Origin of the sequence: Streptomyces gilvosporeus (assembly GCF_002082195.1) — a bacterium.
Classification (GTDB): Bacteria; Actinomycetota; Actinomycetes; order Streptomycetales; family Streptomycetaceae; genus Streptomyces; species Streptomyces gilvosporeus.
This window is the reverse complement of record NZ_CP020569.1, coordinates 5,221,243-5,239,908: the sequence shown is the minus strand read 5'-3', so window position 1 is coordinate 5,239,908 and position 18,666 is coordinate 5,221,243. Positions and strand designations below refer to the sequence as shown.

Annotated in this window: 24 protein-coding genes; 11 read left to right on the top strand and 13 right to left on the bottom strand. The window is 70.2% G+C overall.

The genetic code is table 11. From position 1 onward, the window contains the following. Window positions 1-23 precede the first annotated feature (23 nt). On the bottom strand, window positions 24-782 hold the full coding sequence (locus B1H19_RS23405) for a MerR family transcriptional regulator (protein WP_083106750.1): 759 nt from the start codon (window positions 780-782) through the stop codon (window positions 24-26). Between the two features lie 119 nt (window positions 783-901). Here B1H19_RS23405 and leuE point away from each other — a divergent pair, with 119 nt between their 5' ends. Further along, window positions 902-1,567: a leucine efflux protein LeuE gene (gene leuE, locus B1H19_RS23400; protein WP_083106749.1), complete on the top strand. Its 666-nt coding sequence runs from the start codon at window positions 902-904 to the stop codon at window positions 1,565-1,567. A 54-nt stretch (window positions 1,568-1,621) separates the two neighbouring features. Here the strand turns inward: leuE and B1H19_RS23395 are convergent, their stop codons facing one another. Then, complete coding sequence (locus tag B1H19_RS23395; RefSeq protein ID WP_083106748.1) at window positions 1,622-2,044, bottom strand: winged helix-turn-helix transcriptional regulator; 423 nt, start codon at window positions 2,042-2,044, stop codon at window positions 1,622-1,624. Window positions 2,045-2,131: 87 nt separating this feature from the next. Here B1H19_RS23395 and B1H19_RS23390 point away from each other — a divergent pair, with 87 nt between their 5' ends. Both B1H19_RS23390 and B1H19_RS23380 read left to right on the top strand, forming a co-directional pair. Then, window positions 2,132-2,950 carry an NAD(P)H-binding protein gene (locus B1H19_RS23390; RefSeq protein WP_083106747.1) on the top strand — a complete coding sequence of 273 codons (819 nt, stop codon included), beginning with the start codon at window positions 2,132-2,134 and terminating at the stop codon, window positions 2,948-2,950. Between the two features lie 343 nt (window positions 2,951-3,293). Next, window positions 3,294-4,424: a helix-turn-helix domain-containing protein gene (locus B1H19_RS23380; RefSeq protein WP_083106746.1), complete on the top strand. Its 1,131-nt coding sequence runs from the start codon at window positions 3,294-3,296 to the stop codon at window positions 4,422-4,424. A 43-nt stretch (window positions 4,425-4,467) separates the two neighbouring features. Here B1H19_RS23380 and B1H19_RS23375 read toward each other — a convergent pair whose 3' ends face one another. Then, on the bottom strand, window positions 4,468-4,830 hold the full coding sequence (locus tag B1H19_RS23375; RefSeq protein WP_335755939.1) for a MerR family transcriptional regulator: 363 nt from the start codon (window positions 4,828-4,830) through the stop codon (window positions 4,468-4,470). Window positions 4,831-4,974: 144 nt separating this feature from the next. Here B1H19_RS23375 and B1H19_RS23370 point away from each other — a divergent pair, with 144 nt between their 5' ends. Further along, window positions 4,975-5,760, top strand: coding sequence for an amidohydrolase family protein (locus B1H19_RS23370; RefSeq protein ID WP_083106745.1), 786 nt, complete (start codon window positions 4,975-4,977; stop codon window positions 5,758-5,760). Window positions 5,761-5,809: 49 nt separating this feature from the next. Here B1H19_RS23370 and B1H19_RS23365 read toward each other — a convergent pair whose 3' ends face one another. Next, complete coding sequence (locus B1H19_RS23365; RefSeq protein WP_107426117.1) at window positions 5,810-6,751, bottom strand: RNA polymerase sigma-70 factor; 942 nt, start codon at window positions 6,749-6,751, stop codon at window positions 5,810-5,812. Between the two features lie 183 nt (window positions 6,752-6,934). Between B1H19_RS23365 and B1H19_RS23360 the strand changes: the two genes are divergently transcribed. The 4 genes from B1H19_RS23360 (at window position 6,935) to B1H19_RS23345 (ending at window position 10,633) form a co-directional block, all read left to right on the top strand. Then, on the top strand, window positions 6,935-7,420 hold the full coding sequence (locus B1H19_RS23360) for a carboxymuconolactone decarboxylase family protein (RefSeq protein WP_083106743.1): 486 nt from the start codon (window positions 6,935-6,937) through the stop codon (window positions 7,418-7,420). A 179-nt stretch (window positions 7,421-7,599) separates the two neighbouring features. Continuing rightward, window positions 7,600-8,412 carry an SDR family NAD(P)-dependent oxidoreductase gene (locus tag B1H19_RS23355; protein WP_083106742.1) on the top strand — a complete coding sequence of 271 codons (813 nt, stop codon included), beginning with the start codon at window positions 7,600-7,602 and terminating at the stop codon, window positions 8,410-8,412. Between the two features lie 94 nt (window positions 8,413-8,506). Continuing rightward, window positions 8,507-9,139, top strand: coding sequence for an NAD(P)H:quinone oxidoreductase (wrbA, locus tag B1H19_RS23350; protein ID WP_107426115.1), 633 nt, complete (start codon window positions 8,507-8,509; stop codon window positions 9,137-9,139). A 75-nt stretch (window positions 9,140-9,214) separates the two neighbouring features. Then, complete coding sequence (locus B1H19_RS23345) at window positions 9,215-10,633, top strand: glutamate decarboxylase (RefSeq protein ID WP_083106740.1); 1,419 nt, start codon at window positions 9,215-9,217, stop codon at window positions 10,631-10,633. Window positions 10,634-10,704: 71 nt separating this feature from the next. On the opposite strand, the gene B1H19_RS23340 is transcribed toward B1H19_RS23345, so the two are convergent. From B1H19_RS23340 to B1H19_RS23325, 4 genes are all read right to left on the bottom strand, one after another. Continuing rightward, complete coding sequence (locus tag B1H19_RS23340) at window positions 10,705-11,346, bottom strand: PadR family transcriptional regulator (protein WP_083106739.1); 642 nt, start codon at window positions 11,344-11,346, stop codon at window positions 10,705-10,707. 76 nt (window positions 11,347-11,422) lie between these two features. Beyond that, complete coding sequence (locus B1H19_RS23335; RefSeq protein ID WP_083106738.1) at window positions 11,423-11,971, bottom strand: DinB family protein; 549 nt, start codon at window positions 11,969-11,971, stop codon at window positions 11,423-11,425. 112 nt (window positions 11,972-12,083) lie between these two features. Continuing rightward, window positions 12,084-13,541: an aldehyde dehydrogenase family protein gene (locus tag B1H19_RS23330; protein WP_083106737.1), complete on the bottom strand. Its 1,458-nt coding sequence runs from the start codon at window positions 13,539-13,541 to the stop codon at window positions 12,084-12,086. An 83-nt stretch (window positions 13,542-13,624) separates the two neighbouring features. Next, window positions 13,625-14,461, bottom strand: a complete 837-nt coding sequence (locus B1H19_RS23325) for a helix-turn-helix domain-containing protein (protein WP_418361461.1) — start codon at window positions 14,459-14,461, stop codon at window positions 13,625-13,627. A gap of 437 nt (window positions 14,462-14,898) precedes the next feature. On the opposite strand from B1H19_RS23325, the gene B1H19_RS23320 reads away from it, so the two are divergent. Then, entirely contained in the window at window positions 14,899-15,426 is a 528-nt protein-coding gene (locus tag B1H19_RS23320) for an ATP-binding protein (protein ID WP_083106735.1), read from the top strand. Window positions 15,427-15,519: 93 nt separating this feature from the next. On the opposite strand, the gene B1H19_RS23315 is transcribed toward B1H19_RS23320, so the two are convergent. The 5 genes from B1H19_RS23315 to rpmG all read right to left on the bottom strand — a co-directional run bounded on the left by B1H19_RS23315 (window position 15,520) and on the right by rpmG (window position 17,972). Then, entirely contained in the window at window positions 15,520-15,810 is a 291-nt protein-coding gene (locus B1H19_RS23315; protein WP_083106734.1) for a DUF397 domain-containing protein, read from the bottom strand. Window positions 15,811-16,050: 240 nt separating this feature from the next. Continuing rightward, on the bottom strand, window positions 16,051-16,287 hold the full coding sequence (gene rpsR, locus B1H19_RS23310; RefSeq protein ID WP_083106733.1) for a 30S ribosomal protein S18: 237 nt from the start codon (window positions 16,285-16,287) through the stop codon (window positions 16,051-16,053). 114 nt (window positions 16,288-16,401) lie between these two features. Further along, a complete protein-coding gene (locus B1H19_RS23305; protein ID WP_083106732.1) occupies window positions 16,402-17,550 on the bottom strand; it encodes a CobW family GTP-binding protein in 1,149 nt (382 codons plus the stop codon). Then, a complete protein-coding gene (locus B1H19_RS23300) occupies window positions 17,550-17,801 on the bottom strand; it encodes a type B 50S ribosomal protein L31 (RefSeq protein WP_083106731.1) in 252 nt (83 codons plus the stop codon). Before B1H19_RS23300 ends, B1H19_RS23305 begins: the two co-directional genes overlap by 1 nt. 6 nt (window positions 17,802-17,807) lie before the next feature. Then, on the bottom strand, window positions 17,808-17,972 hold the full coding sequence (gene rpmG / locus B1H19_RS23295; RefSeq protein ID WP_083106730.1) for a 50S ribosomal protein L33: 165 nt from the start codon (window positions 17,970-17,972) through the stop codon (window positions 17,808-17,810). 74 nt (window positions 17,973-18,046) lie between these two features. Here rpmG and rpmB point away from each other — a divergent pair, with 74 nt between their 5' ends. Both rpmB and rpsN read left to right on the top strand, forming a co-directional pair. Beyond that, window positions 18,047-18,283 carry a 50S ribosomal protein L28 gene (rpmB, locus tag B1H19_RS23290; RefSeq protein WP_083106729.1) on the top strand — a complete coding sequence of 79 codons (237 nt, stop codon included), beginning with the start codon at window positions 18,047-18,049 and terminating at the stop codon, window positions 18,281-18,283. After that, on the top strand, window positions 18,283-18,588 hold the full coding sequence (gene rpsN, locus B1H19_RS23285) for a 30S ribosomal protein S14 (protein WP_083106728.1): 306 nt from the start codon (window positions 18,283-18,285) through the stop codon (window positions 18,586-18,588). Before rpmB ends, rpsN begins: the two co-directional genes overlap by 1 nt. Window positions 18,589-18,666: the final 78 nt, after the last annotated feature.

The following is an 18,666-nucleotide window of genomic DNA, read 5'->3' as shown; positions in this document are numbered from 1 at the left end:
TCACACGACTTACCTGTCACCCGTCACGCGTGCCGTACGGCATTGGCCAGCATCGCGTCCCTCATGTACACGGCAAGCCCCGGCCGGATCGCCTCGTACGTCGCCGTGAACCGCTCATCGGCCACATACATCTCCCCCAGCCCCGTGTGCATCTCGTACGTGCAGTCGTAGTAGCCACCGCTGATGAACCGCCGGTGCTCCTCGGCCACGTCCATCGCCGCCTCGGAATCCGCCGCCACACCCTGCGCCAGCAGATCGGCCATCTTCTGGTGGATGGCGTCGAACCCCTCCCTCAGCCGCCGCCAGTCCTCCTTCGTGTACGAGGCCGCCGCCCGCTGCGACGCCTGGTACGCCTCGGTATGGCCCCAGCGCTCCCTGACCTCCTCCTCATAGTCATCGGGGTCGAAGTCCCCGAACACCTCGAACTTCTCCTCGGGCGTGAGGTTGATGCCCATCTTGCGTGCCTCCATGGCGTGTTCGACGGCCGCGGCCATCCGCTGAAGCTTCTCGATCCGGGCGGTCAGCAGGTCGTGCTGGCGCCGCAGGTGTTCCCGCGGGTCCGCGTCCGGGTCGTCGAGCAGGGCCGCGACCTCGTCGAGCGGGAAGCCGAGCTCCCGGTAGAACAGGATCTGCTGGAGCCGGTCCAGGTCCTCGTCGCCGTAGCGCCGGTGGCCCGCGCGGCTGCGTTCGCCGGGCTGGAACAGTCCGATCTCGTCGTAGTGGTGCAAGGTCCGCACCGTCACCCCGGCGAACCCCGCGACCTGTCCCACCGAATAGCCCACTTCCGCGCCCTTCCTTTTCGGTACGCGCTTCACGATGTGTCCTCACGCCGCGTGAGGTGCAAGTCCGGATCCCGAAATAGCGGTGAGGGAGCGGCCCGCCGGGTGAGATCCTCCGGAACATGCTGGGAATAACGGATCTCTCCACCTATCTGGTGGGCCTCGCGCTGATCATCCTCCTGCCCGGGCCGAATTCGCTCTACGTCGTCTCCGTCGCCGCCCGCCGCGGCCCGCGCACCGCCTATCGCGCCGCGCTCGGCGTGCTGTGCGGCGACACGGTCCTGATGACCCTGTCGGCCGGCGGCGTCGCCTCGCTTCTGCAAACGACCCCGATCCTGTTCTCGATCGTGAAATTCGCCGGGGCGGGCTATCTGACCTGGCTGGCGATCGGCATGCTGCGGGGCGCCTGGTCCCTGTGGCGCGGCCGCGAGACCCGCCGCGCGGAGCGGTCCGGCAAGCCCGCGGCCCCGAAGGAAACGGTCGAACGCCCCTACCGCCGCGCGCTGGTGATCAGCCTCCTGAACCCGAAGGCGATCCTGTTCTTCATCTCCTTCTTCGTGCAGTTCGTCGACCCGTCCTACGCGCACCCGGTCCTGTCCTTCGTCACCCTCGGCGCCTGGGCCCAGCTCTTCAGCTTCACCTACCTCTCGGTCCTGATCTTCAGCGGTACGTACCTGGCGGCGACCTTCCGCCGCCGCCGCAAGCTCACCGCGGGCCTGTCGGCGGGCGCCGGCGCGGCGTTCCTCGCCTTCGCCGCCAAGCTGTCGCTGGCGAGCGCGAGCAGCTAGCGCCGCCCGCCCGGCCCGCGCCCCGCCCTCGGGCCCGCGCGATACCGGCTCCCGCTACCGGATGTCGTGGTCGGGGTGGGTCCGGTCGTACGCCTGCCGTGCCTCGGCGATGACGGCACGGTGGGCGAGCGACCAGTCGGCGAGCGCCTTGACCAGGTGGGTCAGTCCCGTACCGGTCTCGGTCAGGCGGTAGTCGACCCGGGCCGGGACGGTCGGGTACACGGTGCGCAGCACGAGGCCGTCGCGTTCGAGCCTGCGCACGGTGAGGGTGAGCATGCGCTGGGAGATGCCGTCGATGGCGCGCTGCAGTTCGCGGAACCTGCGCGGACCGCCCGCGAGTTCGACGATCACGAGCACCGACCACTTGTCCCCGATGCGGTCCAGGACGTCGCGGATGCCGCAGTCGGGGTGGTCCGCGCGGGCGCAGGGGTCGAGGTCGGCGGCGGCGGTGGTTACCCCGGTGTGCGTGAGTGACATCGAACTGCCTTCTTGTGGCCGGTGGCTGGGCGGTCAAGGATCAAGCGTAGTTACCGATGAGAACCACGACGGAAGACTGCGACTGACATGATCTTGGTGACCGGAGCGAACGGACATCTCGGCGCTGCCACTCTTGCGGCCCTGCGTGCCCGCGGCGTCGCCGCGACGGGCGGCAGCCGCACGCCGGGCGCGGGAATGCGGCGTCTCGACTTCGACGACCGTGCGGGCCTCGACCTCGCCGGTGTGTCGACCCTGGTGCTGATCTCCGCCGGCTATGCCGAGGACGACCAGGTCGTCGGGCGTCACGCAGCGGTCCTCGACGCCGCGGTCCGGGACGGCGTCCGCCACGTCGTCTACACGAGCCTGACCGGCGCCGGCGACCATCTCGGTTTCGCGCTCGCGCACCGTGCGACCGAACGCCTCGTCCGGGCAAGCGGATTGCCCTGGACGATCCTGCGCAACGGCCTCTACGCCGAACTCTTCGGCGGCCTGCTGACGTGGGCCGACAGCGGTGTGGAGTCGGCGTTCGGGGACGGCGCCCTGGCCGCGGTCGCCCGGGAGGATCTCGCCGATGCCGCGGCGATCGTGGCGGCGAATCCGGTACCGCACGACGGGCGCGTCCACGACCTCGTAGGCACGCCGATCACGGCGGGCCAGGTGGCCGACCGGCTCGGAGTCCACCACCGCACCATCACCCTGGCCGAATACCGGCGCAGACTCACCGAAGCGCCGGACCTGCTGCCCTTCCAGCCCCCCATGCTCGCCTCCATCGCCACCAGCATCCGCCACGGCTTCCTGGGCGACACCGCCCCCGACCTCGCGAACCTCCTCGGCCGCCCGGTCCGCGACCCACTGGCGACGGCGGTTGCCGCGGCGTCGCTCACGAGGGTGGGGGCGGGCGGGTAGGGGCCCTGGTTCTCGCTACTTCTCGGCTGCCTTGCGGAGTGCCTCGGCCAACTTGCGGGCGGTGTCCGCATTGCAGTTACCGAGGGCGACGAGTGGGCGGCCGTAACGAGCCGCCAGGCTCGGCAGATCGATACCGAGCGACGGCAGGGTAATGCCGTTGGCCTGAGCGCGGCGTGGAGCGCGTCGGCGCTTTCGTGTGCGTCGAAGTCGTGGTCGTGGTCAGGCATGGGCCGTACGCCTCCCTGTGCGCAATGTGACGAATCCCTTACAGCCTGAGGTCACAGCGCCTAGCGTGGAAGGCAGTTGGGCTGGACAGCGCAGTCCGGAGAAATGGCGGTACCCCATGCCTCCTCGCAAGGAGACCGATCCCTCGGCAAGCCTTCCCTGCTTCTACGGCGCCGAGTTGCGCTATCAGAGGGAGCAGGCGGGCCTCACGCTCGAACAGTTGGCGGAAGGGAGCTTCTGCGGCATCTCCCTGCTCAGCAAAATCGAGCACGGTGAGCGACGAATGCCCCTGGATCTGGCTATTCACTGCGACGAAGTGCTCAAGACGAACGGCTTCTTCGAGCGTCACTGCGAGACCGTGGCGAAGGCCCGTCAGTCCGGCATCGCGGAGTATTTCGCGGATGTCGCGGAGATGGAGCAGCACGCGGCGACGATCGAGGACTGGGCACCCGCGCTCATCCCTGGACTTCTCCAGACCGAGAGCTACGCCCGGGAGGTCGTACGGACGGGAAAGCCCTGGCTGAGGTCTGCCGACGCCGAAGACCGCGTCCACGCCCGAGTGGCTCGCGCCAAGCTCTGGAAGCGCGACGACCACGCCTACTACTGGGGCGTCCTTCACGAGTCGATCATCCATAAGCCGCTCCTGCCACCGGAACAGATGGCGGAGCAACTGGAGCACATCGTCGAGGTGCTGCGGTCCACGCAGAGCGTTGTACAGATCCTCCTGGACACGGCAGAGGCAGCCCCTCTCATGACGGGCTACCTGAAAGTCATGACCTTCCCCGACGCCCCGCCGCTCGCCTACACCGAGCACGTCCACAGCGGCCAAGTGATCGACTTTCCACCGCTCGTGACGGAGTATCGAAAGTCGTACGATTTGCTCAGGGCCGCCGCACTTCCTCCGAAGGCGTCCCTGGCCATGATCGAAGAAGCGGCAAGGGGCTACCGAATGAAGTGCAGCAAGGGGATTGACCTCACCTCTGCCACCTGGCGCAAGAGCAGTTACAGCAACCCCGACGGGGGCGACTGCATCGAAGTCGCCGAGGGGTTCATCGGAGCCGCCTCCTGGCGCAAGAGCAGCTACAGCAACCCTGACGGCGCCAACTGCATCGAGGTCCGCGACGACCTCCCCGGCCTGGTCCCCGTCCGGGACAGCAAGGACCCGCACGGCCCGGCGCTCGTTTTCCCGGCCGCCAGCTGGTCGGCGTTCGTCACGGCCGTGAAGGGCGCCGAACTCCAGGGCACCTGACGGGAATTGGGCGTACGGACAGCGCACGGCCCCCGTGAACCACTCACGGGGGCCGTTGCTCCGTCGTCGCAATCGCGCGTCGCAGGGTCTGCCGCGCCCGCGCCAGCTCGTCCGCGCGCTGGTCGAGGCGGGCGAGCTGGGCGCGGAGCGCGTCCAGCACCCCCGGGCACGGGCGCAGCGAGCCGTCCGCGCGGCCGCACGGCAGCACCTGGCGGATCAGGCTGGTGGACAGTCCGGCCGCCAGCAGGGCGCGGATCTGGCCGACCCTCTCCACTGCGGCCTCGTCGTAGTCGCGATAGCCGTTGGCGCGGCGGTCCGCGGTGAGCAGGCCGACGCGCTCGTAGTAGCGCAGCAGCCGTTCGCTGGTCCCGGTACGCCCGGCCAACTGCCCGATCAGCATCGTCATCCCCCGCCCCCGGCCCTCGTCTCTCCGGTCGCTTGACCTTGGCATGGTGTCAACCTTCAACACTGGGGCTCACGGCCGCATTCCTTCGCCGTCACCACCATCGTCACCGTCGTCACGGTCACGGCTCATGACCAGGGGATTCCATTGATCATCGATGCGCACAGCCATGTCCACGATCCCGTACACAGCCACCTCGCCCTGCTGGACGAGGCGGGAGTCGACCGCGCCGTGCTCTTCGGCACCCGGCCGCATCCCGAGCGGGCGACCGATCTGGCCTCGTTCCGGCGCGAGATGAGCGTGCTGGAGGAGACGGTCGGCGGGCGGAGCGAGAGCACGGACGGCTACGAGGCCGCGTGGCGGGAGCTCGCCGCGGCGTGTGCGGCGCACCCGGACCGGTTCATCGGCTTCGGCAAGGTCCGTCTGGGCCTGCCGGCGCAGCAGATCGCCGCGGACGTCGAGCGGGAGGTCGTCGGCCGGGGCTTTCGCGGGATCGGAGAGCTGACCCCGCCGCCGGGCGAGGCTGGCCGGATCGAGCCGGTGCTGCGGGCGGCCGCCGACCACGGCGGGCTGCCGGTCGTCGTCCACGGCTTCGCGCCCACGACGGCGGGCGACCTGGCGACGCTGGCCGCTCTCGCGCGCCGCCATCCGGCCGTCCCCGTCGTGGTCAGCCAACTCGGCGGACTGAACTGGCTGACGGCCATCGAGCTGGCCCGGGACATCCCGAACATGTACCTGGAACTTTCGACGGCACCCGTCATCTTCGCCGTACGGCTGGCCCTCAAGGAGCTTCCCGACCGCACCCTTTTCGGCTCCGACGCCCCCTACGGCGACCCGGTCCTCGCCCGCGCCACCGTCGAACGCGTCACACGCCCGGGCCCCCTGCGCGACCGTGTCCTCGGCGGCACGCTTGCGGAACTGCTCGGCCTGTAACGGCAGTTGTGCGCGTTTCGGAGCGGCCGCAGCTCCGAACGGCCCCGGCTCAGCGCCGCAAGGCGGTCTCCCGCTCCATATGCGACAGCTTCTCGGGGTTGCGCACGGCGTAGAGCCCGGTGATGAGGCCGTCGTCGATGCGCGCCGCGACAACGGTGTCGAGTTCGCCGTCGAGGCGGATGATCAGCGCCGGGTGGCCGTTGACCTGCGTCGGCCGCAGCGACACCGCGTCGGCGATCTTGCCCAGTCCGCCGAGCAGCAGACGGCCCACCTTGTCGGCCCCCACGATGGGCCGCGGGACGGCCTGCTTGATGCCGCCGCCGTCGCCGAGGAGGACGACGTCCGGCGAGAGGAGGTCGAACAGGCTCTGGAGATCGCCGGTTTCGATCGCCCGCTGGAAGGCGGCGAGGACGTCCCGGGTCTCGGCCGGGGTGACGGTGCCGCGTGGCCGGCGCGCCGCGACATGTGCCCGTGCGCGGTGCGCGATCTGGCGGACCGCGGCCGGGCTCTTGTCGACGGCCTCGGCGATCTCGTCGTACCCGAGGTCGAACACCTCGCGCAGCACGAACACGGCCCGCTCGGTCGGCGTGAGCGTCTCCAGCACCAGCAGCATCGCCATCGAGACGCTGTCGGCCAGCTCGATGTCGTCGGCGACGTCGGGCGCGGTCAGCAGCGGCTCCGGCAGCCAGGGGCCGACGTAGGACTCCTTGCGGCGGCCGAGCGTACGCAGCCGGGTCAGCGCCTGGCGCGTGGTGATCCGGACCAGGTACGCACGCTGATCCCGTACCTCGGCGAGATCGACGCCCGCCCATCGCAGCCAGGTCTCCTGGAGGACGTCCTCCGCGTCGGCGGCCGAGCCGAGCATCTCGTAGGCGACGGTGAACAGCAGGTTGCGATGGGCGATGAACGCCGCGGTGGCGGGGTCCGTGCTGCCGCCGCCGTCGAGCCGCCCGGCCGTGTCCTCTGCGCGCTCGCTGTGCTCGCCCTTCACCGGCTGCTCCTGCCTGTTCGCTCTCGACGGTGTCACGCGCACAAGACGCCGGTCGCCGCGGCCCTGTGACACCTCTGGGCGGTGGTTCAGGTCACATCGCCGCCGCGTCACACGGCGCGGATCGCCGGCATCTCGTGTTCGTCCAGTGCAACACCACGGAACACCACGAGTGAGGACGACGTCATGGACGCCCGATTCAACCTGTTCGACAACGACATCTCCGCCAAGTTCGCCAAGCGGTTCGCCAACGCCGGCCTGGTGATCCACCAGTCGCCGCTGCCGAAGTCCACGCAGGAGCTGGTGTCGCTGCGGGCCAGCCAGATCAACGGCTGCGGTCACTGCATCGACATGCACACCAAGGAGGCCACGGCCGCCGGGGAGACCGCGGTCCGGCTCCACCTGGTCGCCGCCTGGCGCGAGGCCACCGTGTTCACCGAGGCAGAGCAGGCCGCACTGGCACTCGCCGAGGAGGGCACCCGGCTCGCCGACGCCCACCAGGGCGTGTCCGACGAGACCTGGGCCCAGGTGCGCAAGCACTACGACGACGACCAGATCGCCGCGCTGATCGCGCTGGTCGCTCTGATCAACGCGGCCAACCGGCTCGCCGTGATCGTGCACCAGCGGGGCGGTTCGTACGAGGCCGGTATGTTCGCGGCCATGGCCAACTGACCGGCAACGGTCAGCCGACGGGCAGCGGAACCACGTATTCGGCCCCGTCCGGCCCAGGATCACGCGATCCGGGCCGGGCCGGGCCGCGTCAGGACCGCCCCCGCCACAACCTGGTGGCCACACCACCAGGCTCAGCACTCACTCCCCACCCCCCGCACCGAACCGCCAGGCTGAGCCCCATGAGCCCACACACCACACTGATCACCGGCGCGACCCAGGGCATGGGCCGCGGCCTCGCCCTCGACCTCGCCGCCCGCGGGGGCACCGTCCTGCTGCACGGCCGCAACCGGGCCCGTCTCGACGCGGTCGCCGACGAGGTACGGTCCGCCGCCCCGGACGCCACCGTACGGACCTACCTCGCCGACCTGTCCGATCTCGACCAGGTGCGCGCCATGGCCGCCGAGATCCGTGCGGCCGAGCCCCGGCTCGATGCGCTGATCAACAACGCCGTCGCGGGCGGCGGCTCCGACCCGCTCAAGCGCGAGCTGAGCCGTCAGGGCCACGAGCTCCGCTTCGCCGTGAACCACCTGGCCCCGTACGCCCTGATCCGCGGTCTGCTCCCGCTGCTGACCGCCTCGGCGCCCGCCCGCGTCGTCAACGTCGCCTCGATCGGGCAGGAGACCATCGACTTCGACAACGTCATGCTGGAGCGGGACTACGAGGGCCTGCGCGCGTACTGCCGCAGCAAACTCGCCCTGATCATGGCCACGTTCGAGCTCGCCGAGGAGCTGGCCGGCACCGGCGTCACCGTCAACACCCTGCACCCGGCGCATCTGATGGACACCAACGGGGTGCGCGAGTACGGGCTGACTCCGGCGACCGGCATCGAGGAGGGCGTCCGGCCGACCGTTCGCCTGGTCACCGACCCGGAGCTGGCAGGGGTCACCGGCCGCTACTTCGACCGGTTCACCGACACCCGGGCCCACGAGCAGGCGTACGACGCCGACGCCCGCGCCCGCCTGATGGAGCTGACCCGCACCCTCCTGGGGTAGGGGCCGCGCCGGACGCCCGCCGCCTCCCTCTGGCCGAATCCTGGAGGCCCCGCGCCGCCGGTGCCCCTATCGTCGGCTTCCAGGAGGTATGCCCATGTCCGCACCCGCGCCGCCGGTCCATGTAGCCGTCATCTACTACTCCTCCACCGGCACCATCGCCGAACTCGCGCGGGTGATCGCGGACGCCGCCGAGCACGAGGGGGCGGAGGTGCGGCTGCGGCGGGCGGCCGAGCTGGCGCCGCAGGTGGCGATCGACTCCAATCCGGCGTGGGCGGCCAATGCCCGCGCGACCGCGGACATCCTGGAGGCGGCGGCTGAGGACATGCTCTGGGCCGATGCGGTGATCCTGGGCACCCCCACCCGCTTCGGCAACGTGTCCTCGCAGCTCAAGCAGTTTCTGGACACCCTGGGCGGGCACTGGCAGCAGGGCCATCTGGCCGACAAGGTCTACAGCGGCTTCACCGCGAGCGCCACCCGGCACGGTGGGCAGGAATCCACCCTTCTCGCGCTCTACCAGACCGTTCACCACTTCGGCGGCATCCTCGTCCCGCCCGGTTACACCGACCCGGCGAAGTTCCGCGACGGGAATCCGTACGGCACCTCGCACGTCGGCGGTCCGGACACCCCGGTCGACGACGACGCCCGTACCGCCGCCCGGATCCAGGCGAAGCGTGTCGTGAAGTTCACCCGGGCCCTCAAGACGGGCCTTGCTGCGCAGGCAGGTTGACGTACGGAAGACAGAACCGACGGCAGGCCGACGGACGAAGGCGCACGGACCCCGACAGACGAAGGCGAACGGACCATGACCCTCCACAAAGGCGCATCCGACCGGGACCGGCAGCGCACCGTCCGCCACCCGGTCAATCCCTTCTACGGCGAGGCCGACCCCGTGGCGGGCCTGATGGCCTCGCCGCCGCAGCACGCCCTGCCCGAGGGCCCGCTCTCCCCGCACACCGCCTACCAGTTCGTCCACGACGAGCTGATGCTGGACGGCAACGCCCGGCTCAATCTGGCCACGTTCGTCACCACCTGGATGGAGCCGCAGGCCGGCATCCTGATGGGCGAGTGCCGGGACAAGAACATGATCGACAAGGACGAGTACCCGCGCACCGCCGAGCTGGAGAAACGGTGCGTGGCGATGCTCGCCGACCTCTGGCACGCGCCCGCCCCGGCGTCCGCCGTCGGCTGTTCCACCACCGGGTCGAGCGAGGCGTGCATGCTCGCCGGAATGGCCCTCAAGCGGCGCTGGATGCGCCGGAACGACGACCGGTATCCGGGCAACGCGCGGCCCAACCTCGTCATGGGCGCCAACGTCCAGGTCTGCTGGGAGAAGTTCTGCACCTTCTGGGAGGTCGAGGCGCGCCAGGTCCCGATGGAGGGCGACCGCTTCCATCTGGACGCGGAGAGCGCCGCCGGCCTCTGCGACGAGAACACCATCGGGGTCGTCGCCATCCTGGGCTCGACCTTCGACGGATCGTACGAGCCGGTGGCCGACATCTGCGCCGCCCTGGACGAGGTCCAGGAGAAGAAGGGCTGGGACATCCCCGTCCATGTCGACGGAGCGTCCGGCGCGATGATCGCGCCGTTCCTCGACCCGGAGGTGGTGTGGGACTTCCGGCTGCCGCGGGTCGCCTCCATCAACACCTCCGGGCACAAGTACGGCCTCGTCTACCCGGGCGTGGGCTGGGCGCTGTGGCGCAACGAGGAGGCGCTGCCCGAGGAGCTGGTCTTCCGGGTCAACTACCTGGGCGGCGACATGCCGACCTTCGCCCTCAACTTCTCCCGCCCCGGCGCCCAGGTCGCCGCGCAGTACTACACCTTCCTGCGGCTGGGCAGGACCGGCTTCCGCGCCGTCCAGCAGGCGACCCGCGACGTGGCCCGCACCATGGCCGACCGGATCGACGCCTTCGCCGACTTCCGCCTCCTGACCCGCGGCGACGACCTGCCCGTCTTCGCCTTCACGACCGCCGACGAGGTGAAGGCCTTCGACGTCTTCGACGTGTCCCGGCGGATGAAGGAACGCGGCTGGCTGGTGCCCGCCTACACCTTCCCCCCGAACCGCGAGGACCTCTCCGTCCTGCGCATCGTCTGCCGCAACGGCTTCTCCCACGATCTCGCCGAGATGTTCCTCGCCGACCTCGAACAGCTCCTGCCCGAACTCCGCGACCAGACGGGGCCGTTGCAGCGTCCGGAGAGCATGGCCACGGCCTTCCACCACTGAGCGCACCGGGACCCGCTGCGCACCGGGACCCGCCGCGGCCCGCCTCTGACGAGTCCGTCAGCGCGCGTCCGTCAGCGCGCGTCCCCGGGATGCCGCTCCCCCGTCGCATACGGGTTCGCCTCGCCCTCCCCCAGCACGCCCACGAACGGCTCCCCCTCCCCCGCGAAGACATACGCCCCGCCCTCGATCCGCGCGATCAGCCCCCGGGTCCACTCCGCGCCGCTGTCCGCGGAGTGCACCCACATGTTCATGATCTCGCCGATATGGCCGAGCTGACCGGGTCCGCCCTCGGGCGTGTAGTACTCGGTGACCGTGGCGCGCCACTCCTCCAGGCCCCGCACCCGTTCCCTGAGCAGCTCCACCGCCTCGGCACGCGGCAGGTCGAGGAGGAAGCCGATACCGGCGCTCAGGACGTCAGGCTTCTGGTCGTGCCGGGACAGAGCCGCCCGCAGCAGCGCGAAGAACTCCTCCTCGCCCGCCGCGGTCGGCTCGTACTCGGTGCGGGGCGGGCCGCCGGCCGTACTGGGCTCGGTTTCGTGGGCGACCAGCAGCCCTTCCTTCGCCATCTGCTTGAGCGCGTGATAGATCGAGCCCGGCTTGGCGTTGGACCATTCGTGGGCGCCCCAGTACTCCAGGTCGTTGCGCACCTGATAGCCGTGCGCCCGCCCGTGCTGCCGCACGGCACCCAACACCAACAGCCGGATCGCCGACATCGCCCGATCAACCCCTTGCCCACGCGGGACGGTGCCCCCACGCCGCCAGCCTAGACGGGCACCCCGGGGCCGGGGGCTACCCCTCCTGCGCCGTGCGCTCCTCGTCCACCAGCGAAAAGGCCGTCCGGCCGTCGAGGGACTCGCGGACGATATCGGCATGCCCGGCATGCCGGGCGGTCTCCTCGATCAGGTGCAGCATCAGCCAGCGCATCGACTGCCGGGCGTTCGGCGGGAACCACGGCGCTTCGGGCAGCGGGAAGGTGTCGTCGAGGCTCGGTACGGTGCGGATGAACTTCTCCGTCGCCGCCGCGATCGTCTCCCAGGACGCCAGGACGCCCTCCAGCGTCTCGTCGTCCGCCAGCTGGAAGCTCAGATGCCAGGAGTCGTAGTCGCGGTCGACGGACGGCGGCAGCCCCTGGGCCATCTCGACCCAGCGCTGCTCGACCTCCGCGACGTGCTTGACCAGCCCGCCCAGCGACAGTTCGCTGGCGCTGGGTCGGCCGGTGGCCTGTTCGCGGGTCAGCCCCAGAACCGCCCGCCGCAGCCCGCCGCGCTGCGCCTCCAGGAAGGCCAGCAGCGCTCCGCGCTCGTCACCATGGGCCTCGGCAAGAACATGAGTGGGCACAGCAGCCGCCTTCCTTCGCATCCACCGGCGGACGGCATCGCGCCGCCCGCCTTCTGACATCCCTCACGCTACGAACCAACGCGGTCAGGTTGCGTCCTAGATCCCAGAACCGTCAGAACGGGAACCGCGACCGCCCATGCTGAATGGAGATCCACTTCGTGGTCGTGAACGCCTCCACCATCGCGTCCCCGTTCAGCCGCCCCACCCCGGAGCTCTTCTCCCCGCCGAACGGCACGATCGGCTCGTCGTGCACCGTCCCGTCATTGATGTGGATCATCCCGGTGTCGATGCGCTTGGCGAACCGCACGCCGCGCTCGATGTCCCCGGTGTGCACGGCGCCGCTGAGCCCGTACGGCGTGGAGTTGGTGATCCGTACGGCCTCGTCGTCGCCGTCGAAGGGGATCAGCATCACCACCGGGCCGAAGATCTCCTGGGTCAGCAGCGGAGAGCCCTCCGGAATGTCGCTGAGCACGGTGGGCGCCACCAGGGTGCCGCGGGTCGTGCCGTGCAGAAGCGCCGAGGCGCCGTCGGCGACGGCCCGGTCCACGACGGCGGTGACGGCCTCGGCCTGGCCCTCGTTGATCAGCGGGCCGATATGGGTGGCGGGGTCGGTGGGATCGCCGACCTTCAGCGAGGCGACCTTCGCGACGAATTTCTCGGTGAATTCCCGCTCGACGGCCCGGTCGACCAGCACGCGGTTGGCGGCCATGCAGACCTGCCCCTGGTGGACGAAACGGCTGAACACCGCGGCGTCGACGGCGTAGTCGATATCGGCGTCGTCCAGGACGACCAGCGCGCTGTTGCCGCCCAGTTCCAGCACCGCGTGCTTGAAGTGCGAGGCGGCGACCGTCGCGACATGCCGGCCGACCTTCTCCGAGCCGGTGAAGGAGATCGTCTTCGGCACCGGGTGCGCGATCAGCGCATCGCCGATCTCGGCGATATCGGTGACGACGACATTGAGCAGCCCGGCGGGCAGCCCGGCCTCCTCGAAGAGCCTGGCGACGAGACCGCCGCCGCAGATCGGGGTGTTCTGATGCGGTTTGAGGACGACGGCATTGCCCAGCGCGAGGGCGGGCGCGACGGACTTGATGGAGAGCAGGAAGGGGAAATTGAAGGGGGAGATGACGCCCACGACGCCGACCGGCAGGCGGTAGAGGCGGTTTTCCTTGCCGTCGATGGGCGAGGGCAGAATCCGCCCCTCGGCGCGCAGCGCCAGCTGGATCGCCTCGCGCAGGAATTCCCGTACGAGATGCAGCTCGAACCCGACCTTGGCGAGCGTGCCGCCGACCTCCGCGGCGATGGCCTCGCCCAGCTCCGCCTCGCGCTCGTCGATGATCCGCAGCGCCCGTTCGAAGACCAGCCGACGGGTGTAGGGATTGGTGGCGGCCCATTCCTTCTGGGCGCGTTCGGCGGCGCGGTAGGCCCGGTCGATCTCCTCGACCGTGGCAACGGTTATCGAGGCCAGTTTCTCGCCGTTGTAGGGATTGAAATCGACGATGTCCCAAGAGCCGCTGCCCGAGCGCCACTCGCCGTCGATGAACTGATACGCCAACTCGTCGAAGTAGGACATCTCATCCCGATCTGGAGAACAGGGCGCTCAGGGCGCCGCAGTGGGGGTGCTGACTCCTGACGGTTTTTCATCCTACCCACGCGTCACATGAGTTGGAGCAGACCACGCAATACATCACGACTCTCGGCCGGATTGGGCGCCTCTTCCTGGAGACGGTCCATCGCCCGCGCGTACTGCGCCACTTCCTCGGGCTTGTCCACATACAGCGCGCTGGTCAGCTGCTCCAGATAGACGACGTCCGGCAGCCCCGACTCCGGAAAGCCGAGCATGGTGAACGCACCGCTCTCCGCCGCATGCCCGCCGTAACTGAACGGCATCACCTGAAGGTGCACATTCGGCCGCTCGGACAGCTCGATCAGATGTTTCAACTGGTCACGCATTACCGCGCGTTCACCATAGGGACGGCGCAGCGCGGCCTCGTCCAGCACGCACTGGAATTCCGTCGGCCGCTCGGCCACCAGCAGCTTCTGCCGCTCCAGCCGCAGCGCGACCCGGCGCTCTATTTCGGCGGTGCCGGCTCCGGGCATTCCGCTCTTGACGACGGCATGTGCATAACCCTCGGTCTGCAACAGCCCGTGCACGAACTGCACTTCATAGTTACGGATGAGCGAGGTCGAACCCTCCAGACCGACATAGGTCTGGAACCATCCGGGCAGCACATCGGTGTAACTGTGCCACCAGCCCGTGGCATTGGCCTCGCGGGCCAGGGAGAGCAGCGCATCGCGCTCCTGCTCGTCCCCCACGCCGTACAGCGAGAGCAGATCCTCGACATCGCGTGCCTTGAAGCTGACCCGCCCCAACTCCATGCGGCTGATCTTGGATTCGGAGGCGCGGATCGAGTAGCCGGCCGCCTCGCGGGTTATACCGCGCGATTCGCGGAGCCTGCGGAGCTGCGCCCCCAGCAGGATTCGCCGTACCACCGAACCGCTCGACTCCTTCGCCGACTCACTACCGGACACCTTCAGCCCCTCCTGTGACCCCACCCCGTCCAACGGTGGGCCGCAGTCTGCCACGTTCGCGCTCCGTTGAGTGCTCGTGCGGTTACTGATATGTGACTTCACCGCAAGCCCTCCACAAGACCCCGCGCACGTGCCCCCGCAAAACCCCCATACGCCCCCCGTGAGCCGCCCTGCGCCCCTCGAGAATCCGCACGTCCCGCAGGAATCCGCGGGAAAAATCGCAGCGTATCGCCATCGGCCCCCGCAATCAGGGCACGTGCACGTGCATCTGCCCTTGCATCTGTCGTGGTCATTGGGAACCATAGGCGTCGCACGCATGCTCGCTCGCTCATGAAAGATCCGCCAGATCCGGCAGACCGGCCAGATCATGACGTCCGCGAACGCCAGGAGTGCCTCGCATGGGGACTACGGTTTTGACCATGCTCGAGCCGTTATGGCAGGGCCTTCCTCCCGTCGACCCCTTGTCCGTCTCCGGATCCGTGTCCTGCACGCTCCCGCCGCGGTACGAATCGGTCGGCGGTGCACGGAAGTTCACGCGCGACACGCTGCGGGACTGGGACCTGGACGAACTCTTCGACGGCGTCGCCCTGGTGGTCTCCGAGCTGGTCACCAACGCCCTGCGGCATGCGGTCCTCGCCCCCGCGGAGCCGCTTGCGGTCGAACCCCGCGTCCCCGAGCAGCGACTGGCGGAGCCGTCCCCGGCCGCCGCGCCCGCCCGGCTCCATCTGATGCGCTGGTCCTCCCGGCTCATCTGCGCGGTACGCGATTCCAGCGACGCCTCACCCGTCGCCGGCGAGGCCGATTCGGCCGCGGAATCCGGCCGCGGGCTCTACCTCGTGGAGTCCTTCAGCGACAGCTGGGGCTGGCACCGGCTGACCGGCACGATGCACGGCAAGATCGTATGGGCGCAGTTCCGGCTGCCGTAGCCGCACCACCCGCGCACCCAGGCCCTGCCCGGCGGACACCCGCCCGGACAGGGCCTTCGTCGTACGCCCACCGCGTGGGCCGCACGGCAAACGTCAAACGTCAGACGTCGGACCTGAGCACCCAGTCGCATACACCGCCGAGCGCTCCTCGCGTACGAGGTGGTCGAACTCCCCGTCCTTGACGCCCAGCAGCATCGCCTCGACCTCGGCCGGCGTGTAGATGAGCGCCGGGCCGTCGGGGAAACGGGAATTGCGCACCGCGATCTCGCCCCCGGCCAGCTTGGCGAATTCCACGCACGAGCCTTGGGAATTGCTGTACCGGCTCTTCTGCCAGGCCGCATCGCGGAGATCCGTTGCGGCCATGCCGTTGTATGCGTGGGGCACAGGGCTCTCCCGGTGAGAAAGGGCGTCAACTGCCGGGGATCATAGCCGTGTTCACATGCGGATGCATGCGCAGATGCACGTGCACGACAGGCCGTGCCGCCCCGGTCACTGCTTGTCGAGCGCCTGCCCCAAACGCTCCGTCACAATCGACCGCCGATCGCCGCGCATGCGGACGAGGAAGAGACGGGTGCCGCGACCCTCGGGTTCCAGGGGCCGGGCGCCGCTGTTCCCGCGGCCGCGTCAGCGCGGGGCGTAGGGCAGCAGCGCCATCTCCCGCGCGTTCTTGATCGCACGGGCCAGCCGTCGCTGCTGCTGGGCGGTGACGCGGGTGACGCGGCGGCTCCGGATCTTGCCGCGGTCCGAGAGGAACGTCCGCAGCAGGGCGGTGTCCTTGTAGTCGATGTACGTGATGCCCGCCGCTTCCAGCGGATTGGGGCGCGGCGTGGCCTTGCGGCGGGGGTCGGGGCGTCGGGGCATGGGGCTTCCTTTACAGAGGGGGGTGGGGCAATACGGGGCCCCGGGGACCAGGGGCCGGGGGCCGGGCGGGCCCGGGGCGGGGCGGCGCCCGACGGCCCCGCCCCGCCTCCGGCTCTACGACACCGGATCGAGCAGTTCGTCGAACGCCGGCGGCAGGCTCTTCCAGGCCCGCGGCCCGCCCGCGTACTCGGCGTCGGTGAGCAGACAGGACTCCAGCAGGGAGGTCAGGCCCGCGCGGTCCAGTCCGGGCGAGGTGAAGACGAGGTGCTGGGCGCGGTCGCCGTGCTCGGGGTGCCAGTCCAGCGCTGCGGCGGCCCGCCGCATCGGGGGCACCATGTCCCAGGCGGCGTCCGGCAGCGAGGCCAGCCACGGCCCGGCGTTCTCCACGCACAGCGCCCCGCCCGCCGCGTCCCAGGACAGCAGCGTGTCGGGCCGGTCGGCCAGCCAGAACCGGCCCCGGCTGCGCGCGGCCGCGCAGGTCAGATCCTCCAGTGCGGTATAGAGACGCCCGGGGTGAAAGGGACGGGTGCGGTGCCAGACGAGGGTGGTCACGCCGTCGGCATCGGCGTCCTGCGGCAGCAGCGCACAGGCGGGATGCTGGCGCGCTGCGGCCGCCTCCACATCGAATCCGGCCGTCGCGGCCGCCGCCAGCTCTCCCGACGCAACCGGGACCTGGCGCGCCATGGGGTGCAGCTGCGCCAGCAGGGCGAGGTCCGCGGGGTCGGCCGCCTCCTCCCCCTCGGCGATCGCCAGCACCGGCGCGTACTCCAGCTGCCGCGCCCAGGTGTCGGCGACGGTGCGCTGGTCGGAGGCGGCGGCCGCGAGCCCGGCCTCGGTGAGGTCGTCGCCGCAGGCGAGATACGGCAGCAGCAGCGCCGGATCGACGGCCGTGATCACCCCGGTCAGCGCGAGGTTCGCCGAGCCGCACGCGGTGACCACCTCGGCCATCGCCTGCGGCTCGACCGAGTCCCACAGCTCGACGACGGCCAGCCGGCAGGTCCGCCCCGCGGCCAGCCGCTCCAGCTCGGGCACCAGGTCCTCGCGCAGCGCGCAGCAGGCGCAGTCGTTGACCAGCGGCGCGTGGCCGGTGTCGAGGGTGCCGCCGGCGTCGCGGACGGTGCGCCGTACGGTGCCCTCCGCCGCCGGAGCGAGGTCGTGGTGGAGGGCGACGCTGCCGGGCACGGAACGCAGCAGCCGCTCGACGGCGGTCCGCCGCGCCTCCGCGTGCAGCCCGCCCACCAGCACGACAGGGAGCGGATCCATCAGCGGGACCTCTTGCCGTAACGGCGCTCGAACCGCTCGACGCGGCCCGCGGTGTCCAGCACCTTGGCGGTGCCGGTGTAGAAGGGGTGGCTCGCCGAGGAGATCTCGACGTCGACGACGGGGTAGGTGTTGCCGTCCTCCCACTCAATGGTCTTGTCGCTGGTCGCGGTCGACCTGGTGAGGAAGGCGAAGTCGGCGGACCGGTCGCGGAAGACGACGGGCCCGTAGGCGGGGTGGATTCCGGGCTTCATCGGGGCTCAGCGCTCCTCTCGGAAGGTGACGTGCCGGCCGGCCAGGGGGTCGTACTTGCGCAGTTCCAGGCGGTCGGGGTCGTTGCGGCGGTTCTTGCGGGTGACGTAGGTGAACCCGGTTCCGGCGGTGGACCGGAGCTTGATGACCGGGCGGAGTTCGTTGCGGGCCATGCCAGGTAGTATACGTAAATGAATTCCATTTTCAATAAGCCCCCCGGGGCTCCGACCACCGGAAGGACCGCACCGTGTCCGCCCACTGCCAGCTGACCGGCCGCAAGCCCGGCTTCGGCGCATCGATCTCGCACTCTCACCGCCGCACCCCACGCCGCTTCGACCCCAACATCCAGCGCAAGCGCTACTGGCTCGAAAGCGAGGGCCGGCACATCCGGCTCACCCTGAGCGCCAAGGGCATCAAGACCGTCGACACGATCGGGGTCGAGGCGGCCGTCGCCCGTATCCGCGCCCGAGGGGAGAAGGTCTGATGGCCAAGAAGAGCAAGATCGTCAAGAACGAGAAGCGGCGGGCCGTCGTCGCCCGCTACGCGGCCCGCCGCGCCGTCCTCAAGGCCGTCATCCGCCATCCGCACACCCCCGACGAGGAGCGCTACGCCGCCCAACGCGAGCTGTCACGCCAGCCGCGCGACGCCAGCGCCACCCGGGTCCGCAACCGTGACGGCGTCGACGGCCGGCCGCGCGGCTACTTCCGCGCCTTCGGCCTCTCCCGCGTACGGCTGCGCGAACAGGCCCACCAGGGCTATCTGCCGGGCGTGCGCAAGTCCAGCTGGTAGCGGGCGGCGGCCGCCCCCGACGGCCGTCCGGTGCCAGGCGCGTCCCCTGGACCGGGCGGCCGGAGGGTTCGGGTCATA